Source organism: Streptomyces sp. NPDC005151, assembly GCF_053599875.1.
Window position 1 is genome coordinate 1 of sequence record NZ_JBSFYR010000040.1, and the last position, 19,943, is coordinate 19,943.

Annotated in this window: 21 protein-coding genes and 1 pseudogene; 16 read left to right on the forward strand and 6 right to left on the reverse strand. The window is 68.9% G+C overall.

Annotated features, from left to right (window positions below):
* Positions 1-494: 494 nt before the first annotated feature.
* Together ACWD6R_RS21645 and ACWD6R_RS21650 are read right to left on the reverse strand one after the other, a co-directional pair.
* Complete coding sequence (locus ACWD6R_RS21645) at positions 495-827, reverse strand: YkvA family protein (RefSeq protein WP_451820179.1); 333 nt, start codon at positions 825-827, stop codon at positions 495-497.
* Between the two features lie 16 nt (positions 828-843).
* Positions 844-963: pseudogene (locus ACWD6R_RS21650) on the reverse strand (WhiB family transcriptional regulator); the annotation flags it as partial.
* A gap of 660 nt (positions 964-1,623) precedes the next feature.
* Here ACWD6R_RS21650 and ACWD6R_RS21655 point away from each other — a divergent pair.
* The 8 genes from ACWD6R_RS21655 (at position 1,624) to ACWD6R_RS21690 (ending at position 8,373) form a co-directional block, all read left to right on the forward strand.
* Positions 1,624-2,820 (forward strand): cytochrome P450, encoded by a 1,197-nt coding sequence (locus ACWD6R_RS21655; protein WP_451820180.1) that lies wholly within the window; start codon positions 1,624-1,626, stop codon positions 2,818-2,820.
* Between the two features lie 31 nt (positions 2,821-2,851).
* Positions 2,852-3,040 carry a ferredoxin gene (locus tag ACWD6R_RS21660; RefSeq protein WP_406424550.1) on the forward strand — a complete coding sequence of 63 codons (189 nt, stop codon included), beginning with the start codon at positions 2,852-2,854 and terminating at the stop codon, positions 3,038-3,040.
* Positions 3,041-3,521: 481 nt separating this feature from the next.
* Positions 3,522-3,845, forward strand: a complete 324-nt coding sequence (locus ACWD6R_RS21665) for a DUF4158 domain-containing protein (protein WP_451820234.1) — start codon at positions 3,522-3,524, stop codon at positions 3,843-3,845.
* Positions 3,846-4,000: 155 nt separating this feature from the next.
* Positions 4,001-4,534, forward strand: a complete 534-nt coding sequence (locus ACWD6R_RS21670) for a hypothetical protein (protein WP_451820181.1) — start codon at positions 4,001-4,003, stop codon at positions 4,532-4,534.
* 119 nt (positions 4,535-4,653) lie between these two features.
* A complete protein-coding gene (locus tag ACWD6R_RS21675) occupies positions 4,654-5,592 on the forward strand; it encodes a hypothetical protein (protein WP_451820182.1) in 939 nt (312 codons plus the stop codon).
* A gap of 20 nt (positions 5,593-5,612) precedes the next feature.
* A complete protein-coding gene (locus ACWD6R_RS21680; protein ID WP_451820183.1) occupies positions 5,613-6,947 on the forward strand; it encodes a Dyp-type peroxidase in 1,335 nt (444 codons plus the stop codon).
* A 64-nt stretch (positions 6,948-7,011) separates the two neighbouring features.
* A complete protein-coding gene (locus tag ACWD6R_RS21685; RefSeq protein ID WP_451820184.1) occupies positions 7,012-7,884 on the forward strand; it encodes a bile acid:sodium symporter family protein in 873 nt (290 codons plus the stop codon).
* 216 nt (positions 7,885-8,100) lie between these two features.
* Entirely contained in the window at positions 8,101-8,373 is a 273-nt protein-coding gene (locus ACWD6R_RS21690; RefSeq protein WP_451820185.1) for a hypothetical protein, read from the forward strand.
* 404 nt (positions 8,374-8,777) lie between these two features.
* Here the strand turns inward: ACWD6R_RS21690 and ACWD6R_RS21695 are convergent, their stop codons facing one another.
* Positions 8,778-9,341, reverse strand: a complete 564-nt coding sequence (locus ACWD6R_RS21695) for a TetR/AcrR family transcriptional regulator (protein WP_451820235.1) — start codon at positions 9,339-9,341, stop codon at positions 8,778-8,780.
* A gap of 135 nt (positions 9,342-9,476) precedes the next feature.
* Here ACWD6R_RS21695 and ACWD6R_RS21700 point away from each other — a divergent pair, with 135 nt between their 5' ends.
* From ACWD6R_RS21700 to ACWD6R_RS21730, 7 genes are all read left to right on the forward strand, one after another.
* A complete protein-coding gene (locus ACWD6R_RS21700; protein ID WP_451820186.1) occupies positions 9,477-10,091 on the forward strand; it encodes a DUF2867 domain-containing protein in 615 nt (204 codons plus the stop codon).
* 317 nt (positions 10,092-10,408) lie between these two features.
* Positions 10,409-11,191 carry a helix-turn-helix domain-containing protein gene (locus ACWD6R_RS21705; protein ID WP_451820187.1) on the forward strand — a complete coding sequence of 261 codons (783 nt, stop codon included), beginning with the start codon at positions 10,409-10,411 and terminating at the stop codon, positions 11,189-11,191.
* A gap of 497 nt (positions 11,192-11,688) precedes the next feature.
* The gene (locus ACWD6R_RS21710; protein WP_451820188.1) at positions 11,689-12,291 is read left to right on the forward strand and encodes a class I SAM-dependent methyltransferase; all 603 of its coding nucleotides are present in this window, start codon (positions 11,689-11,691) and stop codon (positions 12,289-12,291) included.
* On the forward strand, positions 12,285-13,469 hold the full coding sequence (locus ACWD6R_RS21715) for a sensor histidine kinase (protein WP_451820189.1): 1,185 nt from the start codon (positions 12,285-12,287) through the stop codon (positions 13,467-13,469). The genes ACWD6R_RS21710 and ACWD6R_RS21715 overlap by 7 nt, the downstream gene beginning before the upstream one ends.
* Entirely contained in the window at positions 13,469-14,188 is a 720-nt protein-coding gene (locus ACWD6R_RS21720; protein ID WP_451820190.1) for a response regulator, read from the forward strand. Before ACWD6R_RS21715 ends, ACWD6R_RS21720 begins: the two co-directional genes overlap by 1 nt.
* 260 nt (positions 14,189-14,448) lie before the next feature.
* The gene (locus tag ACWD6R_RS21725; RefSeq protein ID WP_451820191.1) at positions 14,449-15,018 is read left to right on the forward strand and encodes a hypothetical protein; all 570 of its coding nucleotides are present in this window, start codon (positions 14,449-14,451) and stop codon (positions 15,016-15,018) included.
* A gap of 454 nt (positions 15,019-15,472) precedes the next feature.
* A complete protein-coding gene (locus ACWD6R_RS21730; RefSeq protein WP_451820192.1) occupies positions 15,473-15,967 on the forward strand; it encodes a hypothetical protein in 495 nt (164 codons plus the stop codon).
* A gap of 416 nt (positions 15,968-16,383) precedes the next feature.
* Here the strand turns inward: ACWD6R_RS21730 and ACWD6R_RS21735 are convergent, their stop codons facing one another.
* The 3 genes from ACWD6R_RS21735 to ACWD6R_RS21745 all read right to left on the reverse strand — a co-directional run bounded on the left by ACWD6R_RS21735 (position 16,384) and on the right by ACWD6R_RS21745 (position 19,008).
* A complete protein-coding gene (locus ACWD6R_RS21735) occupies positions 16,384-16,857 on the reverse strand; it encodes a transposase (protein WP_451820193.1) in 474 nt (157 codons plus the stop codon).
* A 152-nt stretch (positions 16,858-17,009) separates the two neighbouring features.
* The gene (locus ACWD6R_RS21740; RefSeq protein ID WP_451820194.1) at positions 17,010-18,428 is read right to left on the reverse strand and encodes an MFS transporter; all 1,419 of its coding nucleotides are present in this window, start codon (positions 18,426-18,428) and stop codon (positions 17,010-17,012) included.
* Between the two features lie 73 nt (positions 18,429-18,501).
* Entirely contained in the window at positions 18,502-19,008 is a 507-nt protein-coding gene (locus ACWD6R_RS21745) for a hypothetical protein (protein WP_451820195.1), read from the reverse strand.
* 406 nt (positions 19,009-19,414) lie between these two features.
* Between ACWD6R_RS21745 and ACWD6R_RS21750 the strand changes: the two genes are divergently transcribed.
* Positions 19,415-19,843, forward strand: a complete 429-nt coding sequence (locus ACWD6R_RS21750; protein ID WP_451820196.1) for a VOC family protein — start codon at positions 19,415-19,417, stop codon at positions 19,841-19,843.
* Positions 19,844-19,943 lie beyond the last annotated feature (100 nt).

Here is a 19,943-nt window from a genome sequence, read left to right on the forward strand (position 1 = left end):
CCCGTCGTGCTGGGGTCCCGTCGCGCGTCCAGGCCCTCCCACCAGCACGAATCACCCCTTGACAGCCCAGCCGATCAGCAAACTTCGCGGCCTTGACTCAAGCCCAGTCCGGTGCCGGTAGCAAACCACGCCCATACGCGAGCCCAGCCAGCTGCACCGACGCGTCGAGGCCTCCCGTCTGCGTACGCCCGCCACAACGGTCACGCGGATCTTCTCAGAGAGGGCATCGACGGCACCACGGGAGCCTGAGCCCTGTTGGGCAAGCAGATTCACGGCGAGTTCGTCCTTCTCCCGGCCGGTGTCCCAACGGCAGAATCCCGCCGCCAGGGAGAATCGATCTCAGTGCTCAGCGCTGCCCCCTCGGGCAGCGCCTTCTCGTCCCACCCGATGACATGCACGAGTTCTCTGAACCGTTGGCTTCTCCCGTCATCAGACGCCCGGCGCTCAACGAGGACGGCGACGCAACTACCGTATGTCACTTGCTTCCGTCCCGATCAACTATGTCTGCGGTCCCGTCGGACGCGGGGGCCGGGCCGCTCTGCGCGAGGAACGCGGCGCCCGAGTCGACCGGGGCCGGGGGCGGGGAGCGAACGCAGGGCCAGCAACAGGAACGCGATGTCGTCCAGATAGACGGGGTCGGGGATCAGGTCGACAGGGCACACGGTGTAAATCACCGCGGCCCACACCAACGCCTTGCTGCGCAGCGGGACACCCGCGTCGATCAGCAGCTTCCTTGCGCGGAACAGCCTGACCAGGAGTACGCCGGCAGCCCCCATCGTGAGCAGTGCGGCGACCGCGCCGACGAGAATCCAGGCCCTGGTGTCCATGGTGCATAGTCCGTCCTCATCCGGATTCCTGAGCACGCCTGCGTGTGCGTCGCTTCAGCGCACGCCGTTCGGCCTCACCCAGCCCGCCCCATACGCCGGAGTCCTGACCGTTCTCCATAGCCCACTCGAGACACTGATCCCGCAACAGGAGCTGGGCTGATCCAGCAGATTCTGAGGACCACTCCGGGGGCGAGAGACGAGATACGCGAGCTCAGGGGCGTTGTCTCGGGCGAGCCGCGCCAGCGGTGGGCCGTCCGGGACCGACGGATGTGGTTGCGGACGGTGAGATTCGTATCCGTGAGGTCGACGAAGGCGCGACCGACCGCGGTGGGAACCGACCCTGCCGCAGCCCGGTGCGGCAGACAGGTTATCTCAAGAGCCATCGGCTCTATTGCCGTGTGCAGGGGGACGGCGCCCCGTCCTTCCATTCAGCGGATGGTCAAACACCCTCCCTTCTCGTGAATGTCGGCGTGGCAACCGAAATCGGTTTCCATAGCGTGTATGACGTATGTGAGTCAGAACCGCACGTGCAGAACCTGGCCGACCTCGTCGCCCCACTCTCGGTGCAGTCCTGATTCATGGGTCCACAGGCACGCACTCCGTATGCGACGCGTGCCCAATTATGTACGGAAATCCGGGCGCATCACCTCGGTGGTTCACAACGCCCGGCCAAGGCGGCAGCCGGAATCAACGGTTCACGGCGAGTTGGCCGAACACTCACTAGACCATTTGGGTGCCTGAGGAATCCAGTGGGGAGAGGCCGGTAGGAATCCCCACCCTGTTTGCGAGGTCCGCCATGGCAGATATTGAGACCATTTCCTTTCCGCAGGACCGAACCTGCCCCTACCACCCGCCGACGGGGTACCGGCCTGCGCACCGGGGACCACAGCCGGTGTCGCCCGCCCGGCTCTTCGACGGCCGCACCGTGTGGCTCGTGACCGGGCATGCGGAGGCGCGTGCGTTGCTGGTCGACCCGCGGCTGTCGGCCGACCGGGAGAACCCTGCGTTTCCCGTGTTCACCGAGCGGGTGGCAGCGACCACTTCGCGACGCGTCGAACTGCTCGGTCTCGACGACCCCGAGCACAATGTTCAACGACGGATGCTGATTCCGAGCTTTACGGTCAAGCGCACAGCGGCCCTGCGGCCGCGGATCCAGGAGACCGTGGACAGACTGCTGGACGCGATCATCGAGCAGGGCCCGCCGACCGATCTGGTCAGTGCCTTCGCACTGCCCGTTCCGTCCATGGTCATTTGTGCGCTGCTCGGGGTGCCCTACGCCGACCACGAGTTCTTCGAGTCGCAGTCGCGCGGGCTGCTGCGCGGCCCTGCAGCCAGCGATATCGAGGCCGCACGGGACGCACTCGACGACTACTTCCGAGCCCTGATCCAACGCAAACGGTCCGACCCCGGCGAAGGGTTGCTCGACGAGCTCATCACCCAACAGCTCGACACCGGGGCCGTCAACCACGACGAACTGGTCCGACTGGCCGAAATCCTGCTCGTGGCCGGTCACGAGACGACCGCGAACATGATCTCGCTCGGTACCTTCACTCTGCTGCAGCATCCCGACCAGTTGGCCCGGGTGCGCGCCTCCACGCACTTGATGCCTACTGCCGTCGAGGAACTGCTCCGCTTCCTCTCCATCGCCGACGGAATGTCGCGGGTGGCTACGCAGGACATCGAGGTGGGCGGGGTGACAATCCGGGCCGGGGACGGCGTCATCCTGTCCACGTCCGTGATCAACCGCGACGAGGACGCATATCCCTCGCCGGACGAACTGGACCTCGGACGGAATTCGCACAACCACGTCGCCTTCGGCTTCGGTATCCATCAATGCCTCGGTCAGAATCTGGCGCGGGCCGAAATGGAGATCGCGCTGCGTACGCTCTTCGACCGTCTTCCGGGACTACGGCTGGCGGTACCCGCCGACGATATCCCGTTCAAACCGGGTGACACTATCCAAGGCATGGTTGAACTGCCCGTGGCGTGGTGACCGAAATCCGAACGGAAAGGACCCTGTTGTGATGCGGATCAGTATCGACACGGATGTGTGCATCGGCGCCGGACAGTGCGTGCTTGCCGCGCCGAAGGTCTTCACCCAGGACGACGACGGTTTCAGCAAACTGCTGCCGGACCACGAGGACGCCGCCGCCGGCCCCCTGGTCGGGGAGGCAGCCCGCGCCTGCCCCGTACAAGCGATCACGATCACATAGCCCCATAGCCCACACGCTGAGTGGATCACGTTGTCCCTGACGGCCGATCCGCCCCGGCCGCTGTCGCCGGGTGGCGTCGGCACACGGGACAGAAGAGCTGTCCCGAAGGTCCTGGCCCCGCACCCGCGCCCGCGGGGATCCTGCGCAGGTCGTACGTAGCCTGCGGGAGACTCGCTACCGCCGATCGTCCCCCGGCAAACAGGGGCGGCGCGTGTTCAGGGCCAGGTAAACGGATTTCAGGTTCGCGCCCGCCCGCCCTCCTGCTCGCCCGGGTGACTCGCAATGGCGGACCAGGTCGGTATGCAGTCCGCCAAAGGCGGAGTCCAGGAATCCACCGATCAGGATCCGGCGTTCATTCTCGGCCCCGGACGCCTATCTCTGACCCCAGGTCCAAAGCGGCCGCCGCGTCTTCTGGCGTTTCCTCGTAGTCGACCGCTTCGCCGGGCCGCCCGACTGAACGGCGAAGGGCGGGAGAGCAGACATCCACCAGGAATGGTCACTGGAGGAGGTCGCGGCGTGCTGGACGCCGGTGGGCGATGACTGGGACTTGGTCGCGAACAAGTCCGGCCCGACTCGGCTCGGCTTCGTGCTGATGCTGAAGTTCTTCGACTTGGAGGGCCGGTTCTCCCAGTTCGGCGAGGAGTTCCCGCGGGCCGCTGTCGACTACATGGCCGACCTGGTGAAGTTGCCGGCGGATGACCTCGCGAAGTACGACCTGTCGTCCCGGTCGGCCAAGGGGCACCGTACGCAGATCCGCGACGCCCTTGGCTTCCGTCCGGCGGCCCCTGTCCGGAACTGCCCTTGACCACCCCCGCGGCCCGCTCCGGCCAAGCTGCCGACGGTGTTGCCCGCACGCGAGGCTCCTGATCACGACGGTGCTGCTCATGAGGCGGGTGGAGTGGCTGCGTGGCACGATGAGGGGAGTTGTTCCCGGCCGGTAGGTGGCGGGAGGGAGCAGATATGGAGATCAAGCCGCAGGCGGCTGTCATCCCCAAGGAGACGGGCCATCTCGAGCAGGGGAAGTACGGCCCCGTTTTTCCGAAGACACCGGCGTGTTACGGGTTCACCATCATCGCGAGGGTCAAGCCGGGCCGAGCCGAGGCAATCCGTGAGCACGGCAACACCCTGGCCAAGGCGCTGGAGCGGGATCCGTATCTTCTGGCGCCGCTGAAGCTGCACTACCTGCGCTGGGTACTCTTCGACGACGACACTCGTTTCATGTATCAGGGGATCTTCGACACCGACTTCGACAAGTACACCGAGGACGCCGTCGCCCTTTTCAGCAAGGCGGGGGTGAGCACGGCTTTCGAGAACCTCGAAGGGTTTCCCGAGGACTGGAAGACCAACCCCGAGGCGTTCGTCAGGTTCGTGCGTGAACACCACTGCCCGAGCTTCATCGAGTACGGCGAGTATCCGTTCGTCACGGCCGACGAGATCAAGAAGGCTCTGCGGATCAAGAGCGCACTGTCGGAGATGCTCGACCAACTGCAGTGAGAGCGGCTGCCTGCACGCTCGTCCCACTGTGGATCGGAGACGAGATGAACGAGGTCACGACCGCACGCACCTACAATCAGAACCACATCCCGCGTCAACACACCCCTGGTCGGCGACGGGTGAGCATCTACGTCTCGTGGAGCTATCCAGCGGAGGCGGGCAGGAGCCCTGCCGAGCTGGACAACCGGTTCTCCACCATGACCGAGGTCCGGCGGGTGACCTGGCCCGCCTACGAGGACCCGAAGTGGTCCGAGCCGTTGCAGTTCCAGCAAGGCATCGCCGGCTCACTGGAGTTGTTCTTCTGGGCCTGGGTGCCGTTCCAGCAGTTCGTCGAGGAGACCACCGGACATCCCGTCCCCGTATACCAACGCATCGACCAGGCCGGTTTCCATACCCCGCTCGACGAGCGGGTACTGGCGGACACCGACACCTTGTTCGTGTTCGGGCTTGATCACATGATCACAGGACAAGAGCCCGGACCCGGGGAGGTCGAGGCACTGCGGGCTTTCCTTGGACGGGAGGACGCCCGTCTGATCCTGGGACCCCACCACGACGTCGGGGCATCGGACGATCTGACAGTGCGGGAGATCGAATACTGCCATCACGGCGATCCTTTGGTTCCCCGCCAGCAGCGGTTCGCCACCTATGTCCGGGGCGTGATGCACGGCCTCGGGGTACCCGTCGAGAACCGCTACGGACTACGTCCCGCCGTACAAGGGCCGAACCAAATCGCCCCGTTCTCCCCGGTCCGGGATGCGGATACGAGAGGCTGGCTGGACGGGGTGACGAACTTCAACTTCCACCAGCACCTTCCGCATTACGCCGTGACAAGCGACGAGCCGGATGTCATTCAGCTGCTGGCCCGGCAGCCGATCGACACCTCCAGGCCGCATCCATTCATCGAGGCAGGCAACACCGAGTTCAACATGTTCCTGTGGATGCCCCCGAGCGGTGAGCGGGCCGGCGATGTGCTGCTGGCGGACTCCACGATTTTCAGTTCGTTGTTCGGCGGCGACGAGAGCCTGCGGAATTTCTGGCGGAACCTCGTCACGAAGTAGTGACGCAAGGAGGCGCGAGTGTGAGCACGAACGCGCGAGCCGCACTGGAGCTCGACGACATTCAGCGCGGGGTCCTCAGCCCTCGCCCTACGCCCTACGCGGCGACCTATGTGGTGTTCCGTATCGATGACCGGACGCATGGACGGGAGCTGATGCGGCGCGCGAGCGCGGTGGTGACTTCCGCCGCCGACTCGGTCAGCCCCCTGCGGGAGACGTGGGTGAGTGTCGCGGTCACCTCTCACGGGCTGAAGGCGCTGGGTGTGCCGCGCGCATCGGTGGACACGTTCGCCTGGGAGTTCCGCCAGGGGATGGCAGCCCGTGCCAAGGCGCTGGGCGATGTCGGCCAGAGCGGCCCCGAGCACTGGGAAGCGCCGCTGGGCACGCCGGATGTCCATGTCGTGCTCACGGCGGTCGCGCCCGATGCCACGCGGTTGGAGGGGGCCCTCGATCGGGCCCGCCCCGCTTACGACCGGCTCCCCGGGGTGACCGCGATCTGGCGGCAGGACTGCTACGCGCTGCCCACTGAGACCGAGCATTTCGGCTACCGCGACGGCATCAGCCATCCTGCCGTCGAGGGCAGCGGCATCGCCGGGTCGAACCAGCTGGAGGTGCCGTTGAAGGCCGGCGAGTTCGTGCTCGGCTACCGGGACGAGATCGGCGGCATCCACACGCTGCAGCCGGAGGTACTGGGACGCAACGGCAGCTACGCGGTCTTCCGCAAACTCCACCAGCGGGTCGCCCTCTTCCGGTGCTATCTGCGAGACAATGCCAACGGCCCCGAGGACGAGGAACTGCTGGCAGCCAAGATCATGGGACGCTGGCGCAGCGGTGCACCGCTGGCGCTCAGTCCGCAGCACGACGACCCCGCTCTCGGCGCCGACCCGCAGCGCCGCAACACCTTCCTGTACGAGCGGGACGATCCGGTGGGCTTCACCACGCCCAGCGGCTGCCACATCCGGCGGGCCAACCCCCGCGACGCGTCGGTGGCGGGCGAAGTGCGACTCCACCGCATGATCAGACGCGGCGCCGCCTACGGTCCGCCGCTGCCTGAAGGAGTGCTGGAAGACGACGGGGCCGACCGCGGCCTGATGTTCGCGTTCATCGGGGCCCACCTCGGGCGTCAGTTCGAATTCGTGCAGTCCCAGTGGATGAACGACAGCGTCTTCTTCGGCGGGGGCAACGCCGGCGACCCCGTCACGGGATCCCACGACGGCGTGACCGGCTACACCTTTCCCCGGCGGCCGGTCCGACGACGCCTGTCCCCACTGCCGCGGTTCGTCGTCACCCGCGGCGGCGAGTACTGCTTCCTGCCGGGCCTCAACGCCCTGCGCTGGCTCGGCGATCTCCAGGACTGACACTGCGGTCACGCGCACCGTGGCACCGCTCCGAGGCGCCCCGCAGCCCGAGGAGACATGCCTCATGGGCACCCTGCACCTGCTGTTCAACGCCGTCACCGTGATCTTCATCGCGGCCACCATGTTCACTGCCGGCCTGGGGGCCACCGTCGCGGCACTGCGGGGCGTCCTCACCGACGTCCCACTGCTGACGCTGTCCCTGATCGCCAACATGGTGGCCATCCCATTGCTCGGTTGGGGCATCGGTGCCCTGTTCGGCCTGCCCACCGCGTCGTTCATCGCGCTCGTCCTGGTCGCCTCCTCCCCAGGCGGCCCCTTCGGCGCGAAGCTGGCCATGGTGCAAAAAGGCGACGTCGTCGCAGCCGGGGCCGTGCAGGTGCTGCTTGCCGCCATCGGCAGCCTCACCTTCGCCCCGACCGTCAACGGCATCCTCACCGCCGCCAAGGTCGGCAAAGGCATCTCCCTCGACGTGGGGGCGCTGGTACAGACTGTGGCACTCCTGCAGCTCGTTCCGTTCGTCATCGGCCTGCTGCTGCGCCACTACGCGGCACTCACCGCACAAGCGTGGCACCCCACCGCGGCCGCGGTCTCGAATGTGACATTCCTGATCGTGCTGACGGGCATGCTGGTCGGCAACTGGCGTGACGTCGTCGCGCTGATCGGCTCACTCACGCTGCTGGCCGGGTTCGTCCTCGCAGCCGCCGCCTTCGCCGTCGGCACACTACTGGCCACCGGGCCGCCGGTGCGCCGCACCGCCATGGGAGGCGTCACCGCTGTACGCAACGCGGGGCCCGCTCTGGCCGCCATCGGCATCGCCTTCGCCGACCAGCCCGCCATCCTGGGCGCCCTCGCCGCAGCCTTGCTGAGCGGCCTGGCGGCAGCCCTGCCGATCGCTACCATGCTCAGCAGCCGACGAAGCGGCTCCGGAAACCCGTAAGACACGCTGACCAGGACACGCGTGGTTCATGAGCAATGCCACGCGCACGCTCTCCGGGGCCCCTCCTTCGGGGCTGCCCGGCCCGGGGCCGAGCGCGCCGCCGCATTGCAAGCCGTGGTCCACGACCGGACGCGAGGTACCCGATGTAGCCGTCGGGCCGGACCAGGCAGTGGGTGACACCGGGCCAGGGCACGCCGGCCCCGCGGGCGTGTGCACGTGGAGGAACGGAGCCCGGCCGTCGACAGCGGCGACCCGTTCACCGTCCCAGGAACCCGGCGGACCACAGAGGAGCGGGTGGCATCCCGGCACGGCGGTCAGCTCCTGCAGGCCATGCTGGGTATCGGGCAGGCGGTCGCTACCGAGGGCAGCGGCCTGGTGTCTGGCGGAAGATGGGCGATCCGCCACGCGTGCAGGAACGTCACCGTTCCCGACGGCTGGCCGGCAAACTGGGCCGGTGAGTCCGGGGCTGGTGGCTCGTTCTCGGCCTGAGCGGCCTTGCGGGCCTCCAACGCGACTGCGTCCGCGGGGTCAGGGCCCGCAGAGCGGCGGCCAGACCGGTGGCCAGATGCTCGTGAACGACATCTGCGGCGACGCCTTGCCGAGGGCAAGACCCGTCGAGAGATCCTCCGCTGCCTCAAGCGCTACGTCACACGAGAGATCTACCGGCCTATCGTCGCGCCGAGCCCCGCAACTGACCATGCCTGCCCTGCCAAAGCCGACGGAATCCAGCGGCATCGCACCAGTAGTAGGGTCGGGGACTGGCGCGATGGATGCGGCCCGGGCGAAGACCGCGGTACGCGTGGGCCACCACGCCGCGCCCCTCTACCGGCTCACGTCGCACCTCTGACGCACCCACACCGACCCCCCTACCGCTACGGCGAGGTCGAGTGGCCCTACCGGCCGCTGGTGCGGTTGAGGATCAGGTCGCTAGCGCGAGTGAGGACCTCGGCCCGGGTACGGCCCTGGTGGTCGGCCGCGAGGGAGTGGTGTCCGATCGCCACGCAGAAGGCGAGCAAGCTGCGGGCCTCGACCTCGTCGGAATCGGAGCAGAAGGTGCCGATCATCTCGCGCAGCAGGTCCATCCGCCGGTTATCCACCCGGCGCAGGCGTTCTGCGACCGCCACGTCACGCCGGGCCCAGTCACGGACCGCTAGGTCGATGGGGAGCAGCCGGCCGTCGGAGAAGGTGAGCTTGCCCGCACGCCGAGCCTTGGTCCTCGGGTCGCCGCCCTCTCGCTCGACACGGTCGATCACCTCGTCGGTACTCTCTCGTTCCCAGGTGTCCAGCATGGCCGTGAGCAGCGCGTCGCGGTCGGCGAAGTACCCGTAGAAGCCGCCTTTGGTGACGCCGAGCCGCTTGGCCAGGGCCTCGACCCTGACGGCGTCAGGGCCGCCGTCGGCCAGCGCGCGCAGGCCTTCTTCCACCCACCTGGCGCGCGGTGTGCGAGCAGCTCCCATGATGTGACCCACCTCACTCATCCACGGAATATACGCCACAGTATATCTGACCTACCCTCAGCTTATACGCAAGCGTATATCGGGATGGCGGCGGTCGTCCCGATAGGACGCACGGGCAGGAAGGCGGCACCAGACATGAAGGTCCCTCGCACCGAGCACACCGGCCGGCCTTGGCGGATCCACGTCCTCGCCCCCGACTTCCGGGTCGAGGACGTGTGGTCCTTCCGCACCCCCGGCGCAGGACCGGACGACTTTCCCGTGATGCTCGCCGCGATGCGGGCCGGCGGTGGCCTCGCCAGGCAGCCACTTGGGGTCCGCTTCCTCTTCGCGGCGCGCTGGAAGCTCGGCGCCCTGTTCGGATGGGACAAGGCCACGGCGGGACTCGGGGAGCGGGTCGGGTCGCTGTGCGACCGGCTGCCGCCCGAACTGCGGGGCACCGTGGACACTTCCGGCCCCGGCGAGAACCCGCTGACTCCCGTCTACGAGCTCGGCGACGAAGCCGTCGGGGAACTGGCCAACAAGACCGTCCACACCCTCATGCACCTGGGCTGGGAGTCGACCGGGGATGGTGGCTATGAGCTGCGGATGGCGGTCCTGGTCAAACCCAACGGCCGATTCGGACGGATCTACATGGCCCTCATCGCGCCGTTCCGCTACCTGATCGTCTATCCATCGCTGACTCGCCAGTGGGAGCGCGCCTGGCGGGACCGCGCGCTTCTGCTCCCCCGGGGCATCAGTCCCCAGCCCTGATCGCCGCGAGCGCCGACCCGGGGGCTGGAGGGCGCTTGGACACAGCCGCCAGGGCGTCGACAACAGTACGGCGCGCACGGACGCCGGGTCAGCGGTCAGGTGAGTCCGGCAAACGCTGCCGGCTGCCCGGGACGCCGGTGACGACCAGACGCCCCGGGCGCGTCCGACCAGTAGGCGCGATGTCCGGCTAACGGCGTGTTCCGGACACTTGGCTCGCGTAACATTCGAGGATGCGATCCGGCGCAGGTGAACGTGACGACACCGCCTTATGGGACGTCGTATGTCCGGAGCGGCCCAGCGGGGTGGCCGGTGTCAGTATGGCCGGGTTCCGTGACCGTGGCGTCGCCCCGATCGACCTCAGGGTGATCCCGCATCCCACCGTCATGATGGCTCTGGAGTTCGGTTCCGGCTCGACCTTCGTGGACGACGCTGCCGGGCGGCAGCACCGGGGAGGTTTCGTCGCCGGGCTCGGGGCCGGGTGCCGAGGCGCGGTTCGGGTGCGGGGTGAGAACTTCGAGGGCGTGCAGGTGCGCCTGTCCCCGACGATCGCACGCGCGGCGCTGGGTGTCTCCCCGGCCGACCTGGACGGTGCCGTGGTGACCCTCGACGATCTGTGGGGCCGGGAGGCGTCGCGGATCCGTGAACAACTGGACGATGCCTCCTCATGGGAGCAACGCTTCGCGTTGACGAACGCGTTGCTCGGCCGCCGACGTGCGGCGGCGCCACCCATAGACCCGGAGGTGGCCTGGGCCTGGCACCGGATCGTCGCCAGCCGCGGCTTGGCCCGGGTCGAAGGACTAGCGGCCGAGGTCGGATGGAGCCGCAAGCGCCTGTGGTCCCGGTTCCTCTCGCAGATCGGCCTGCCGCCCAAGCGGGCTGCGACGCTAGTCCGCTTCGACCATGCCGTCCACCGCCTGGCTGCGGGTGTGGGCCCAGCCCGAGTCGCGGCGGAGAGCGGCTATGCCGACCAGTCCCATCTGCATCGGGACGTCCTGGCGCTCACCGGAGCGACCCCGGCGACGGTGGCCGGCGAACCATGGCTGGCGGTTGACGACATCGCATGGACCGACACCACCAGCAAGCTTCTGCGCCGTGCGTGATGCGATCGCGCCGACCGGGGCCCCGCACCTGGGCACCCGGGCTCTCCACGCCCGTCAGCCCTGCTTGTCGTAGAGGTGGAGGGTGAGCGGGGCGCGCAGGTGGCGCGGCCCACCTCCGCGCCTCGGATCACAGCGCCGTCCTGGCGGCGGCGGAGAGCGGCTACGCCGACCAGCGCAAGGTGACGCCCAGGCCGTCCGCGAGCGCGCCGTGGCTCGCGGTCGGCCCTGTCGCGTGGGCCGCGCCCGAAGACGTGTCCAGGTTCTGCGGTGGCGGTCGGCATCGGCCGCGAGAGGAACATTTGTTCAAGACACCAGGCGGTCGCGCTTGTGACGCTGCGGGTGTGTCCAAGAACCGCAGTGGCTCCCCGTCTCCCCCTCCTCAGCGGCCTCGGTACGGTGTCGACGCGCCGGCGTTCCCGGTTGTCACCGCTGCCGCCGGGGTGGCGTGCTGCCTGGCCGCCGCCCGGCGGGGACGGGGACGGATCACGATGGCGACCGTGGGAACGGCACTGCTCGCGTCCACCGGCGTTTACCTGCACACCACGCTGCGCGGCAAGCTGCGCGTCTGGGAGCGGGAACTGGGCCGGATCGGCCTGAAGGGTGACGAGCAACTGCTGGACCTGGGCTGCGGTCGCGGCGCGGTGCTGATCGAGGCGGCCAAGCGGCTACCGGCGGGGCGCGCCCACGGCGCCGATCTGTGGTCCGGAACGGACCAGAGCGGCAACAATGCCGAGGCCACGCTCGCCAACGCCGCCGCGGCCGGAACCGCAGACAGGGTGGAGGTGCACACGGCCGACATGACGGCGCTTCCGTTCGCGGACGGCTCCTTCGATGTCGTGACGAGCGCGCTCGCCATCCACAACATCCCGTCACGCGAGGGACGCTACCGCGCGGTGGACGAGGCGATGCGGGTGCTGCGCCCGGGCGGGCAGCTGCTCATCGCGGACTTCTGGTGGGCGGCCACGAAGTATGCCGCGCACCTCGGGCAGGGCACGCTGCGCCCACTGGGGGTCAGGTACTCGTACGGTGGCCCGTGGCTCGGCGTCACCCTGCTGCATGTCGTCAAAGAGCGCCGGCCCGCAGGCGCGGATTCATGCTGACTGCGGCCGCGATCTCCTGGAGCAGGCTGATGGCCAGGCAGCAGCTGTTGCTGCTGCTCTCGTCACTCGCGTCGATGGTGCTGTTCACGGTCGCGACGGTCCCCGCGGCCGTCCGGCACGCGCTCAGTTCTCACGAGCCGCTGAGCTTGCTGGTGACCGTCGTGGTCTACGCGGCCCTGGTGGTACGCCGGCGGTTCCCGATCGGCACAGTGGCGGTCGCCGTCATCGGGTCGGTCGTGCTGATGGCCGACGGGATGGACTACCCGCCGACCTTGCTGGCGCTCTTCTGCGCGCTCCACTGGGTCGCGCTGGATTCCTCCCAGGGCCGGGCGCTCGCGGTCGGCGTCACCGTCAAGGCGACGCTGCTCACCGGCTCGCTCATCACCCATCCCGGCATGACGGGCGTCGTCATCGTGCTGTGGGCGACCCTGGCGGTCACCACCGGCATCGCCGCCCGCAGCCACCGTGCCTACGTCGCCGAGGCCGACGAGCGCGCCAGACACGCCGAGCAGGCCAGGGAAGACGAGGTGAACCGCTGCGTCACCGAGGAACGGCTGCGGATCGCACGGGAGTTGCACGACGCCGTCGGCCACCATGTCGCCCTGATCAACGTGCAGGCCGGCGCGCTGGTCTATCTGCTCGAAGACGAGGACCGGTCCCAGGCCATGGAGTCGGTCACGCATATCCAGCAGGCCAGCGAGGAAGCCCTTGAGGAACTGCGGCTGACCGTCGGGCTGCTGCGCGAGCCCGGCGCGGCCGAGCCGGCGGAGTCGGTGCCGAGCCTTGACAGACTGGGAGAACTGATCTGCTCATTCGCCGGCGCGGGCCTGCGGGTCACCCACGAGGTGACCGGCCAGGCCAGGCCGTTGCCCGAGGTAGTGGAGCTGACTGCCTACCGGGTCATCCAGGAGTCGCTGACCAACACCCGCAAGCACGCCGGCTGTGATTCTGCGGTGGTGCGGCTCGGATACGCGCCTGGGGCACTCAGTCTGGCGGTCGAGGACGAGGGCAGGCCGGTGGCCTGGGTCCGCCGACGCACGAACGGAGGACACGGCATCGTGGGCATGCGGGAACGGGTGGCCGCCGTGGGCGGACGACTGGCGGCGGGGCCACGGCCCGAGGGGGGCTACCTCGTCCTCGCCGAGCTTCCGCTGCGAGCGACCGGGATCGAGAGCTGATGACCTGGACCGCGCCCGCCTTGCCGGCGCCCGCAGCCACGGCGCCGACCCGCGTGGTCCTCGCCGACGACCAGGATCTCATCCGCGCGGGCCTGCGGCTGGTGATCGACCGTGCGCCGGGGCTGACGGTCGTGGGCGAGGCGGTCACCGGTGACGACGCGGTCCGGGTAGCCCGCGAGGCACGCGCCGACGTCGTCCTGATGGACATCCGGATGCCGGGCCTCGACGGGTTGGCCGCAACCCGTCGGATGGCCGCCGACGACAGCCTCGCCGGAGTGCGGGTGCTGATCCTGACGACGTTCGAGGTCGACGAGTACGTCTTCGAGGCGCTGCGGTCGGGGGCCAGCGGCTTCCTCGGCAAGGGCTCGCGCCCAGAGGTCCTGATCGACGCGATCCGCGCGGTCGCCCGCGGCGGCGCGCTGCTTTCGCCGTCCGCCACCCGGGGACTCATCACGAGGTTCCTCACGCTGCACGACAGCGAGCCGGTCCGCCCCTCGCCGCTGCTCGCCACCCTCACCGACCGCGAGCTCCAAGTGGTGGCCCTCGTCGCCGACGGCATGTCCAACACGGAGATCGCCCGTCAGCTCACGCTCAGCCCACTCACCGTCAAGACCCACGCCAACCACGCCATGGCCAAGCTCGGCGCGCGCGACCGCGCCCAACTCGTCGTCCTCGCCTACAAGACCGGCTTGGTCACCGCGCCGCGCCCCCGGCCATGAGCGACCGCGCCACCGCGAGCACGACCCCGAACTCCGCGCGGGGATACCGCCGCAGGAGAAGCGCCGCACCGCTGCCGGGCGGCTGAGAGCCGTCACGCACGGCCGCCGTCAACAGCGGAACTACTGCGAACGCAGTAGGCGAAGCCGCGAGCCGCACCGAATGGCGCGGTAGCGCCTCGGGCAATCGCTGCGGTCGGCCGGTGACCTGGGCGGCTGAGACCCCGACGATGAAGAGCCGAGTCTGAAAGGAATGGATGATCATGTCCGCACTCGCACGTTGGTGTTATCAGCACCGCTTCGTCGTGATCGCTGCCTGGGTAGCCCTCCTCATCGGCCTGGCGGTGATGTCGCAGGCGGTGAAGACGACGTACGACAACTCCCTCATAGTGCCGGGGACGAGCTCGGGCAGAGCCCAGGAACTGCTCCTGCGGTCGGCGCCGGCCCAGGCCGGCGACTCCGACCAGATCGTCTGGCAGGTGAGTCAAGGCAGGGCCACCGATCCGGCCGTCGAACAGCGGATGTCGGCGATGCTCACGCAGGTGTCGCACCTGCCCCAGGTGGCCTCGGTCGCCAGCCCCTACCTGCCGGGCGGCAAGGTCCAGGTGAGCGCTGACGGACGCACCGCGTATGCCACGTTGAACTTCACCAAGACGGCGAACGACCTGGACCCTGCCGACATCCGCCGGGTGATCGTACCGTCCGTGATGTACCTGTGCGGTCCGGCCAACTGGTGGTTGCCAGGCTGGCTGGACCGCTGCCTGCCGCACCTGGCCCTTGAGCCGCCCATGGAGGAGCAGCCCGTCCACGTGCCCGGACCCGCGCTCGTCTGACCGCACAGCCGCGGAGCTGCGGCGGTGCACCACGGTCGGTCCGGGAGCACCGCCGTGGCACTGGGACGTACGGTGCCGGGCCAGTACCGACTCAGCAGGTTGCGGGTCCTCCTGAGCGACTCGGCGGGCCGGCTGCGAGGTCGTATCCCCGTCCTCACAGCCGGTCTGACGGCCCCGCACCGGCCGTTGCCGGAGCACCGCCCCCGCCTCGCCGAGCTCCCGGCTCGCCCCGCACGGAACCAACGGTCGGCGACCGGGTGCCGGGCCGCACCCCCGATCACCCCGTCGCCATCGGCCACCCATCCCTTCTCCAGCACGGTCGGGAAGTCCGGACAGGGCCGCTCGGCCCGCAGAACCCGACCGCTGACCGGATCATGCCCTGGTGGCGGGAACTTCCGTTGCGCGCGAGAGAGATGTGGTGGTTCGTCTCTTTCGATGTGTTCGGAGGTTGCTGGTGGCATCGGTGTTGGAACTGCTGGAGGAGCGGGAGGCCGGGGCTCGGCGCGAGGTCGAGCGGCTCCAGGGCGAGGCGGCCAGGCTGGCCGCAGCTCTCGGGGAGGCCGAGTCGGAGTTGTCGCGGCTGGTGATCGCCCGGGAGACGCTACGGGAGGTGCTGTGTGCGGAGCCCTGCGACCGGAGCGGTGCGATGGCGCCGGGCCCGGCAGGTGCGGGGCTGGGCGGTGAGATCCGGGTGACTGTGCCGAAGCGGGAACCGGACATGGGCCTGACAGCGCTTCCGGGGATCTACCGGGAGCTGGCCCAGGCGCTCATTGCGTCCCAGGAGCCCTTGCGGGCCCGTGAGTTGACGCGGCTGCTCGGGCTGGAGGTGACGGCCTCGGCGGTGCAGGGCGTGCGGGCGAAGGCGAAGCGCCTGGTCGTGCGGGGGTGGGCGGTGCAGGCCGATCGGGGTCGGTTCGCGTCGCCGTGCGTGCGGGTCACACGTGCCTGACCGGGGTGGTTCATCCGGCACGGCCGGATCGTCCTGCGAGGCAGCGGGTCACCAGGACGGCCATGGGATCGGGCGGCCGCGGCCGGTGGGCGGGCGGCCCGGCGCTCACCGTCGGGGGTGGGTGCTGGGCCCGCGTTGCAGGGCCGGGAGCCGGAGCCGGCGCGACTGAGGATCGGGCACGAGGGCGCCGTCCAGGTGCGTCCTCCGGCGAACCGGGCGGACGCCGAGAGTGGCGCGGTAGCCGACCACGAAGCCCCTTGCTCCGCAGGACGTGGTCGACGCCCTCTGCGACGCGGGGGCTCCCGTGCGTCACGGGCCGACCTCATCCGATCCGGCCACGATCGGAAACGCACAGCCTCCACAGGTATCGACCGATCGCCTCGCGATGCATCGGCCCATCGAGGTCCAGGGGTCCGTCACCCTGATACCGGGGTTCCGGGCCGCGGTGCTCCGGGGTGGCGCCCTTCGACTCGCAGGTACTTCTGCGGGTCTTCGAATGCAGCCGGGCTTCGGCTGTCCGCGACTCCGCCTGATGGTCGCGCAGCGTGACCGTAGTCGTTGGTGGGCTCGGTTGCGGAAGCCGAAGACGTTGCGGGTTTCGAGCCTGATAAGGCGGTTGTCGCCTCGCTGGCGGCGTTGGTGATGCCCGTGGCCACGTAGGCCTCGATGCCGTCCCACCATTGGTCGGCGGTCTCGGCGAGGGTGATCAGTTCGGGCAGGTGGGGGCGGTCGGCGCAGAAGCTATGGAAGCGGTAGCGAGCGGCGGAGATCGCGGATCGGCCCGCAGTGACGTGGGCGTGCTCGGCGGTGAGGCGGAGCAGATCGCGCAGGAGCTCCCTGGCCTGCCATGCCTCGTGGATCTGCCGCCCGTAAGTGCCAATCCGAGTCAACTCAACCTTGACGAGCACGAGTTGTCGAGGCGCGAGGTCCTCGGATACGACGGTTTCGGCCGCTTCCCTCCCGCCACTCCCCCGTCAATGCGGCCCGACCGCCGAAACCGCCCCCAAGCGCGGACGCCCGCGCCGGGCGGCCGCCGAGCGGTTCACTGGTCTTTCGCCGGCGCCGGGGCGGTCAACGCCAGAGCGGCCAGCGCGGCGACGAGCATGAGACCCGCGTTCAAGAGGAACGCGACTCGATAGCCCTGGACCAGTGCGTCGAGGTGATCAGTGTGACTGCTCGCGTGCGAGGTCACCCTTGATGCGATGTTCACGAGCACGGCGAGGCCGACGGCCCCGCCGATCTGTCGGGAGGTGTTGAGCAGTCCGGACGCCGCACCGGCGTTCTTGGGATCCACACCGGTGGTGCCGCTGATGGTGACGGCGAGCAGCATGATGCTCACGCCGAACCCGCCGACCAGGTTCGGGCCGAGGATGTGAGTCAGATACGCGGGGTGGGTGGGGATAGTGGCGAGCCAGGCGATACCCCCGGCGGCGAGGAGGCCGCCGACCACCAGCATGGGTCGGGGGCCGACCACGGGAACGAGCTGGCGGGAGGTGACGCCGCCGACGATGAAGATGACGGTGATGGGCAGCATGGCCATACCGGTGCGCAGCGCGCTGTAGCCGAGAACCTGCTGGCAGTACAGCGAGAGGAAGAAGAGCAGGGCGGTCAGCGTCACACCCAGACAGAACATGAGCAGATTCGCGATCCGCAGGGCCCGCGGCCGGACCAGGTCGTGCGGGATCAGCGGGTGGGAGCTCCTGGCTTCGGCCAACAGGAAGAGAGCGACGAGGACAACCGCGGCGACCAGCGGGATCACGACACTCGGCGAACCCCAGCCCTTGGCGGAGGCCTCCGACAGCCCGTAGGTGAGCGCCCCGATCCCGAGGGTGACGCAGAGGGCACCGGGCAGATCGAGCCGGGTCCGCTCGGTGCCGCCGGAGGGGATCAGGAGCCGCGCCCCGACGACCATCAGCACGATGCCAGGGGGAACATTGACGAAAAGTACCCAGCGCCAGCTCAACTCGGCGGTGAGCACTCCACCGAGGACCACGCCGACCAGACCCGCGACCCCGCCCATCATGCTCCACAGCGACAGGGCACGCCCGCGCTCGTGTTCGTCGCCGTGGGTGGAGGTGATGAGGCTCAGGCTGCTGGGGGCCATCGCGGCGGCACCGGCTCCCTGGGCGATCCGGGCCGTGATCAGAAGCGCCCCGTTGGGCGCCAAGCCCCCGATCAGACTGGCAACCAGCAGCTTGACGACTTCTTTCACCCAGCGGCGGACGGTGGACTCGCCGACCTGGTTGCCGTCGGCCATGTCGGCCAGGCGCTGGTCGTGACGGAGTACGGCGAGCACGATGACGGCCTGCTTACCGGGTTCGGCCTTGCGCCAGGGAGAGCGCATCTGGTTGCGGCGTTGGCGTATCAGGTCGGCGACGAGATCGATGGTCCGCTTCGACAGCGGGAGACGAACCTGGTAGACAACATCCTGGGGGCCCTCGGCGGGCTGGTTTTTGGTCACACACTTACCAACTCCCGCCGGGGGCCTTTGCGTTACGGCATAAACCGGCCCGTCCGGCCGGCGGCGTCACTGGTCACCGTGGCAGGTAACGCCCGGACGCGGTGCGTGAGAGCCAGCCCCGGTCGGCCAGTTTGCGCAGCCGGCCCCGGACCGGCTCGATCTTCGCCGGGGTCGCCTCCCGGCCCAGCCCGAGGGCGACGTCCTTGGCCGTCACCGGACCGTCCGCCCCGGCCACGATCTCCATGACCCGCCGATATTCCGAGGTCAGGACCTCCAGTCCCATCCCCTCGACGCGGTCCAGCACCACCCGCATCCCGCCCGCACCCGGACCCACTGTCACAGCGGCCGGCTCCGGCTCCGGCTCCGGCTCCGGCTCCGGCTCCGGCTCCGGCTCCGGTGACACGATGCCCGGCGGCCGCCGTCCACCATCGGCGGCCTCGGCCCACTGCCCGAACACCACCTCGGCAGCCTCCAACCGGGCGACCTCCGTCTCGAGTTCGCCCAGCTCCTTGCGCAGCAGCTCGGCACGTTTCGCCAGCTCAAACCGCCGTTCGATCGTCCACGTCAGCACATCCGCCATGAAGATTCCTCCCGGCGCAAAACCTACGCGGCGCCCCCGAACCTCACTCCAGAACCCGCGAGAACACCCGCGCCGGACGATCTCGTGCTAACGATCACCCCACCTGCCAGCGTGAGTACCTCACCGCCGCATCACACCAGCCCCACTGACCTGCGGAAACGAGCTTGGCGGAGCCTCAGTGGACCACGCAGCAGGCCAGGAACGGCATTGCCTCAGCCCGTGGTGATGACTAAAGTCCGTCAGGTGACTGCCGGGTCGGCCATGAGCCATGCACGAGTGAGGTTCCCGGCCTCGGCATGATGGCGAGGCGGGCAAGAGCCCCGCCCCATTTCCGCGTCTTCCTGCCTGGCGCCCGTATGTGGCGCCCATCCCAGCGGATCCCAAGACCCGGAGACACACCTCACACATGCCGAACGACAAGAACTACCCGTACGAATCCGAACTGACGGCGACCGCCGTCCAGCTGAACCACACCGCCGTCTACGCCACAGACCGGCAACTGTCGGCCGAGTTCATCGCCGCGATACTGGGGCTGAAGGTCGGTGCTCCATTCGGGCCGTTCCTCCCCGTCGACCTCGGCAACGGGGTGACGCTCGACTACTACGAGAAGCGTGACGAGCCGATCCAGTCGCAGCACTACGCGTTCCTCGTGCCTGACGAACAGTTCAACAACATGGTCGCCCGTCTGGAAGCGGTTGGGGTCACCTACTACGCCGATCCCAGCCACACCGAACCCGGACAGATCAACCGCCTGTTCGGCGGTCGCGGCGCGTACTTCGACGACCCGGACGGCCACAACATGGAGATCATGACCCGGCCCTACCTCCGCCCCTAGGTGTACTAGCCAGGGTCTGTCGTCGAACTGCCGTCGTCGCTCGAAGGGCGGCCACACCGCATCTGGTGTGCGATCGCAAGTTACCGAGCGTGCCAGACGC

Excerpts from the sequence above, each read along its gene's own strand:
- ACWD6R_RS21645 (WP_451820179.1), bottom strand. The coding sequence starts at position 827 with ATGGACACCAGGGCCTGGATTCTCGTCGGCGCGGTCGCCGCACTGCTC.
- ACWD6R_RS21655 (WP_451820180.1), top strand. The coding sequence starts at position 1,624 with ATGGCAGATATTGAGACCATTTCCTTTCCGCAGGACCGAACCTGCCCC.
- ACWD6R_RS21660 (WP_406424550.1), top strand. The coding sequence starts at position 2,852 with ATGCGGATCAGTATCGACACGGATGTGTGCATCGGCGCCGGACAGTGC.
- ACWD6R_RS21670 (WP_451820181.1), top strand. The coding sequence starts at position 4,001 with ATGGAGATCAAGCCGCAGGCGGCTGTCATCCCCAAGGAGACGGGCCAT.
- ACWD6R_RS21685 (WP_451820184.1), top strand. The coding sequence starts at position 7,012 with ATGGGCACCCTGCACCTGCTGTTCAACGCCGTCACCGTGATCTTCATC.
- ACWD6R_RS21695 (WP_451820235.1), bottom strand. The coding sequence starts at position 9,341 with ATGGGAGCTGCTCGCACACCGCGCGCCAGGTGGGTGGAAGAAGGCCTG.
- ACWD6R_RS21700 (WP_451820186.1), top strand. The coding sequence starts at position 9,477 with ATGAAGGTCCCTCGCACCGAGCACACCGGCCGGCCTTGGCGGATCCAC.
- ACWD6R_RS21705 (WP_451820187.1), top strand. The coding sequence starts at position 10,409 with ATGGCCGGGTTCCGTGACCGTGGCGTCGCCCCGATCGACCTCAGGGTG.
- ACWD6R_RS21715 (WP_451820189.1), top strand. The coding sequence starts at position 12,285 with ATGCTGACTGCGGCCGCGATCTCCTGGAGCAGGCTGATGGCCAGGCAG.
- ACWD6R_RS21720 (WP_451820190.1), top strand. The coding sequence starts at position 13,469 with ATGACCTGGACCGCGCCCGCCTTGCCGGCGCCCGCAGCCACGGCGCCG.
- ACWD6R_RS21725 (WP_451820191.1), top strand. The coding sequence starts at position 14,449 with ATGTCCGCACTCGCACGTTGGTGTTATCAGCACCGCTTCGTCGTGATC.
- ACWD6R_RS21745 (WP_451820195.1), bottom strand. The coding sequence starts at position 19,008 with ATGGCGGATGTGCTGACGTGGACGATCGAACGGCGGTTTGAGCTGGCG.
- ACWD6R_RS21750 (WP_451820196.1), top strand. The coding sequence starts at position 19,415 with ATGCCGAACGACAAGAACTACCCGTACGAATCCGAACTGACGGCGACC.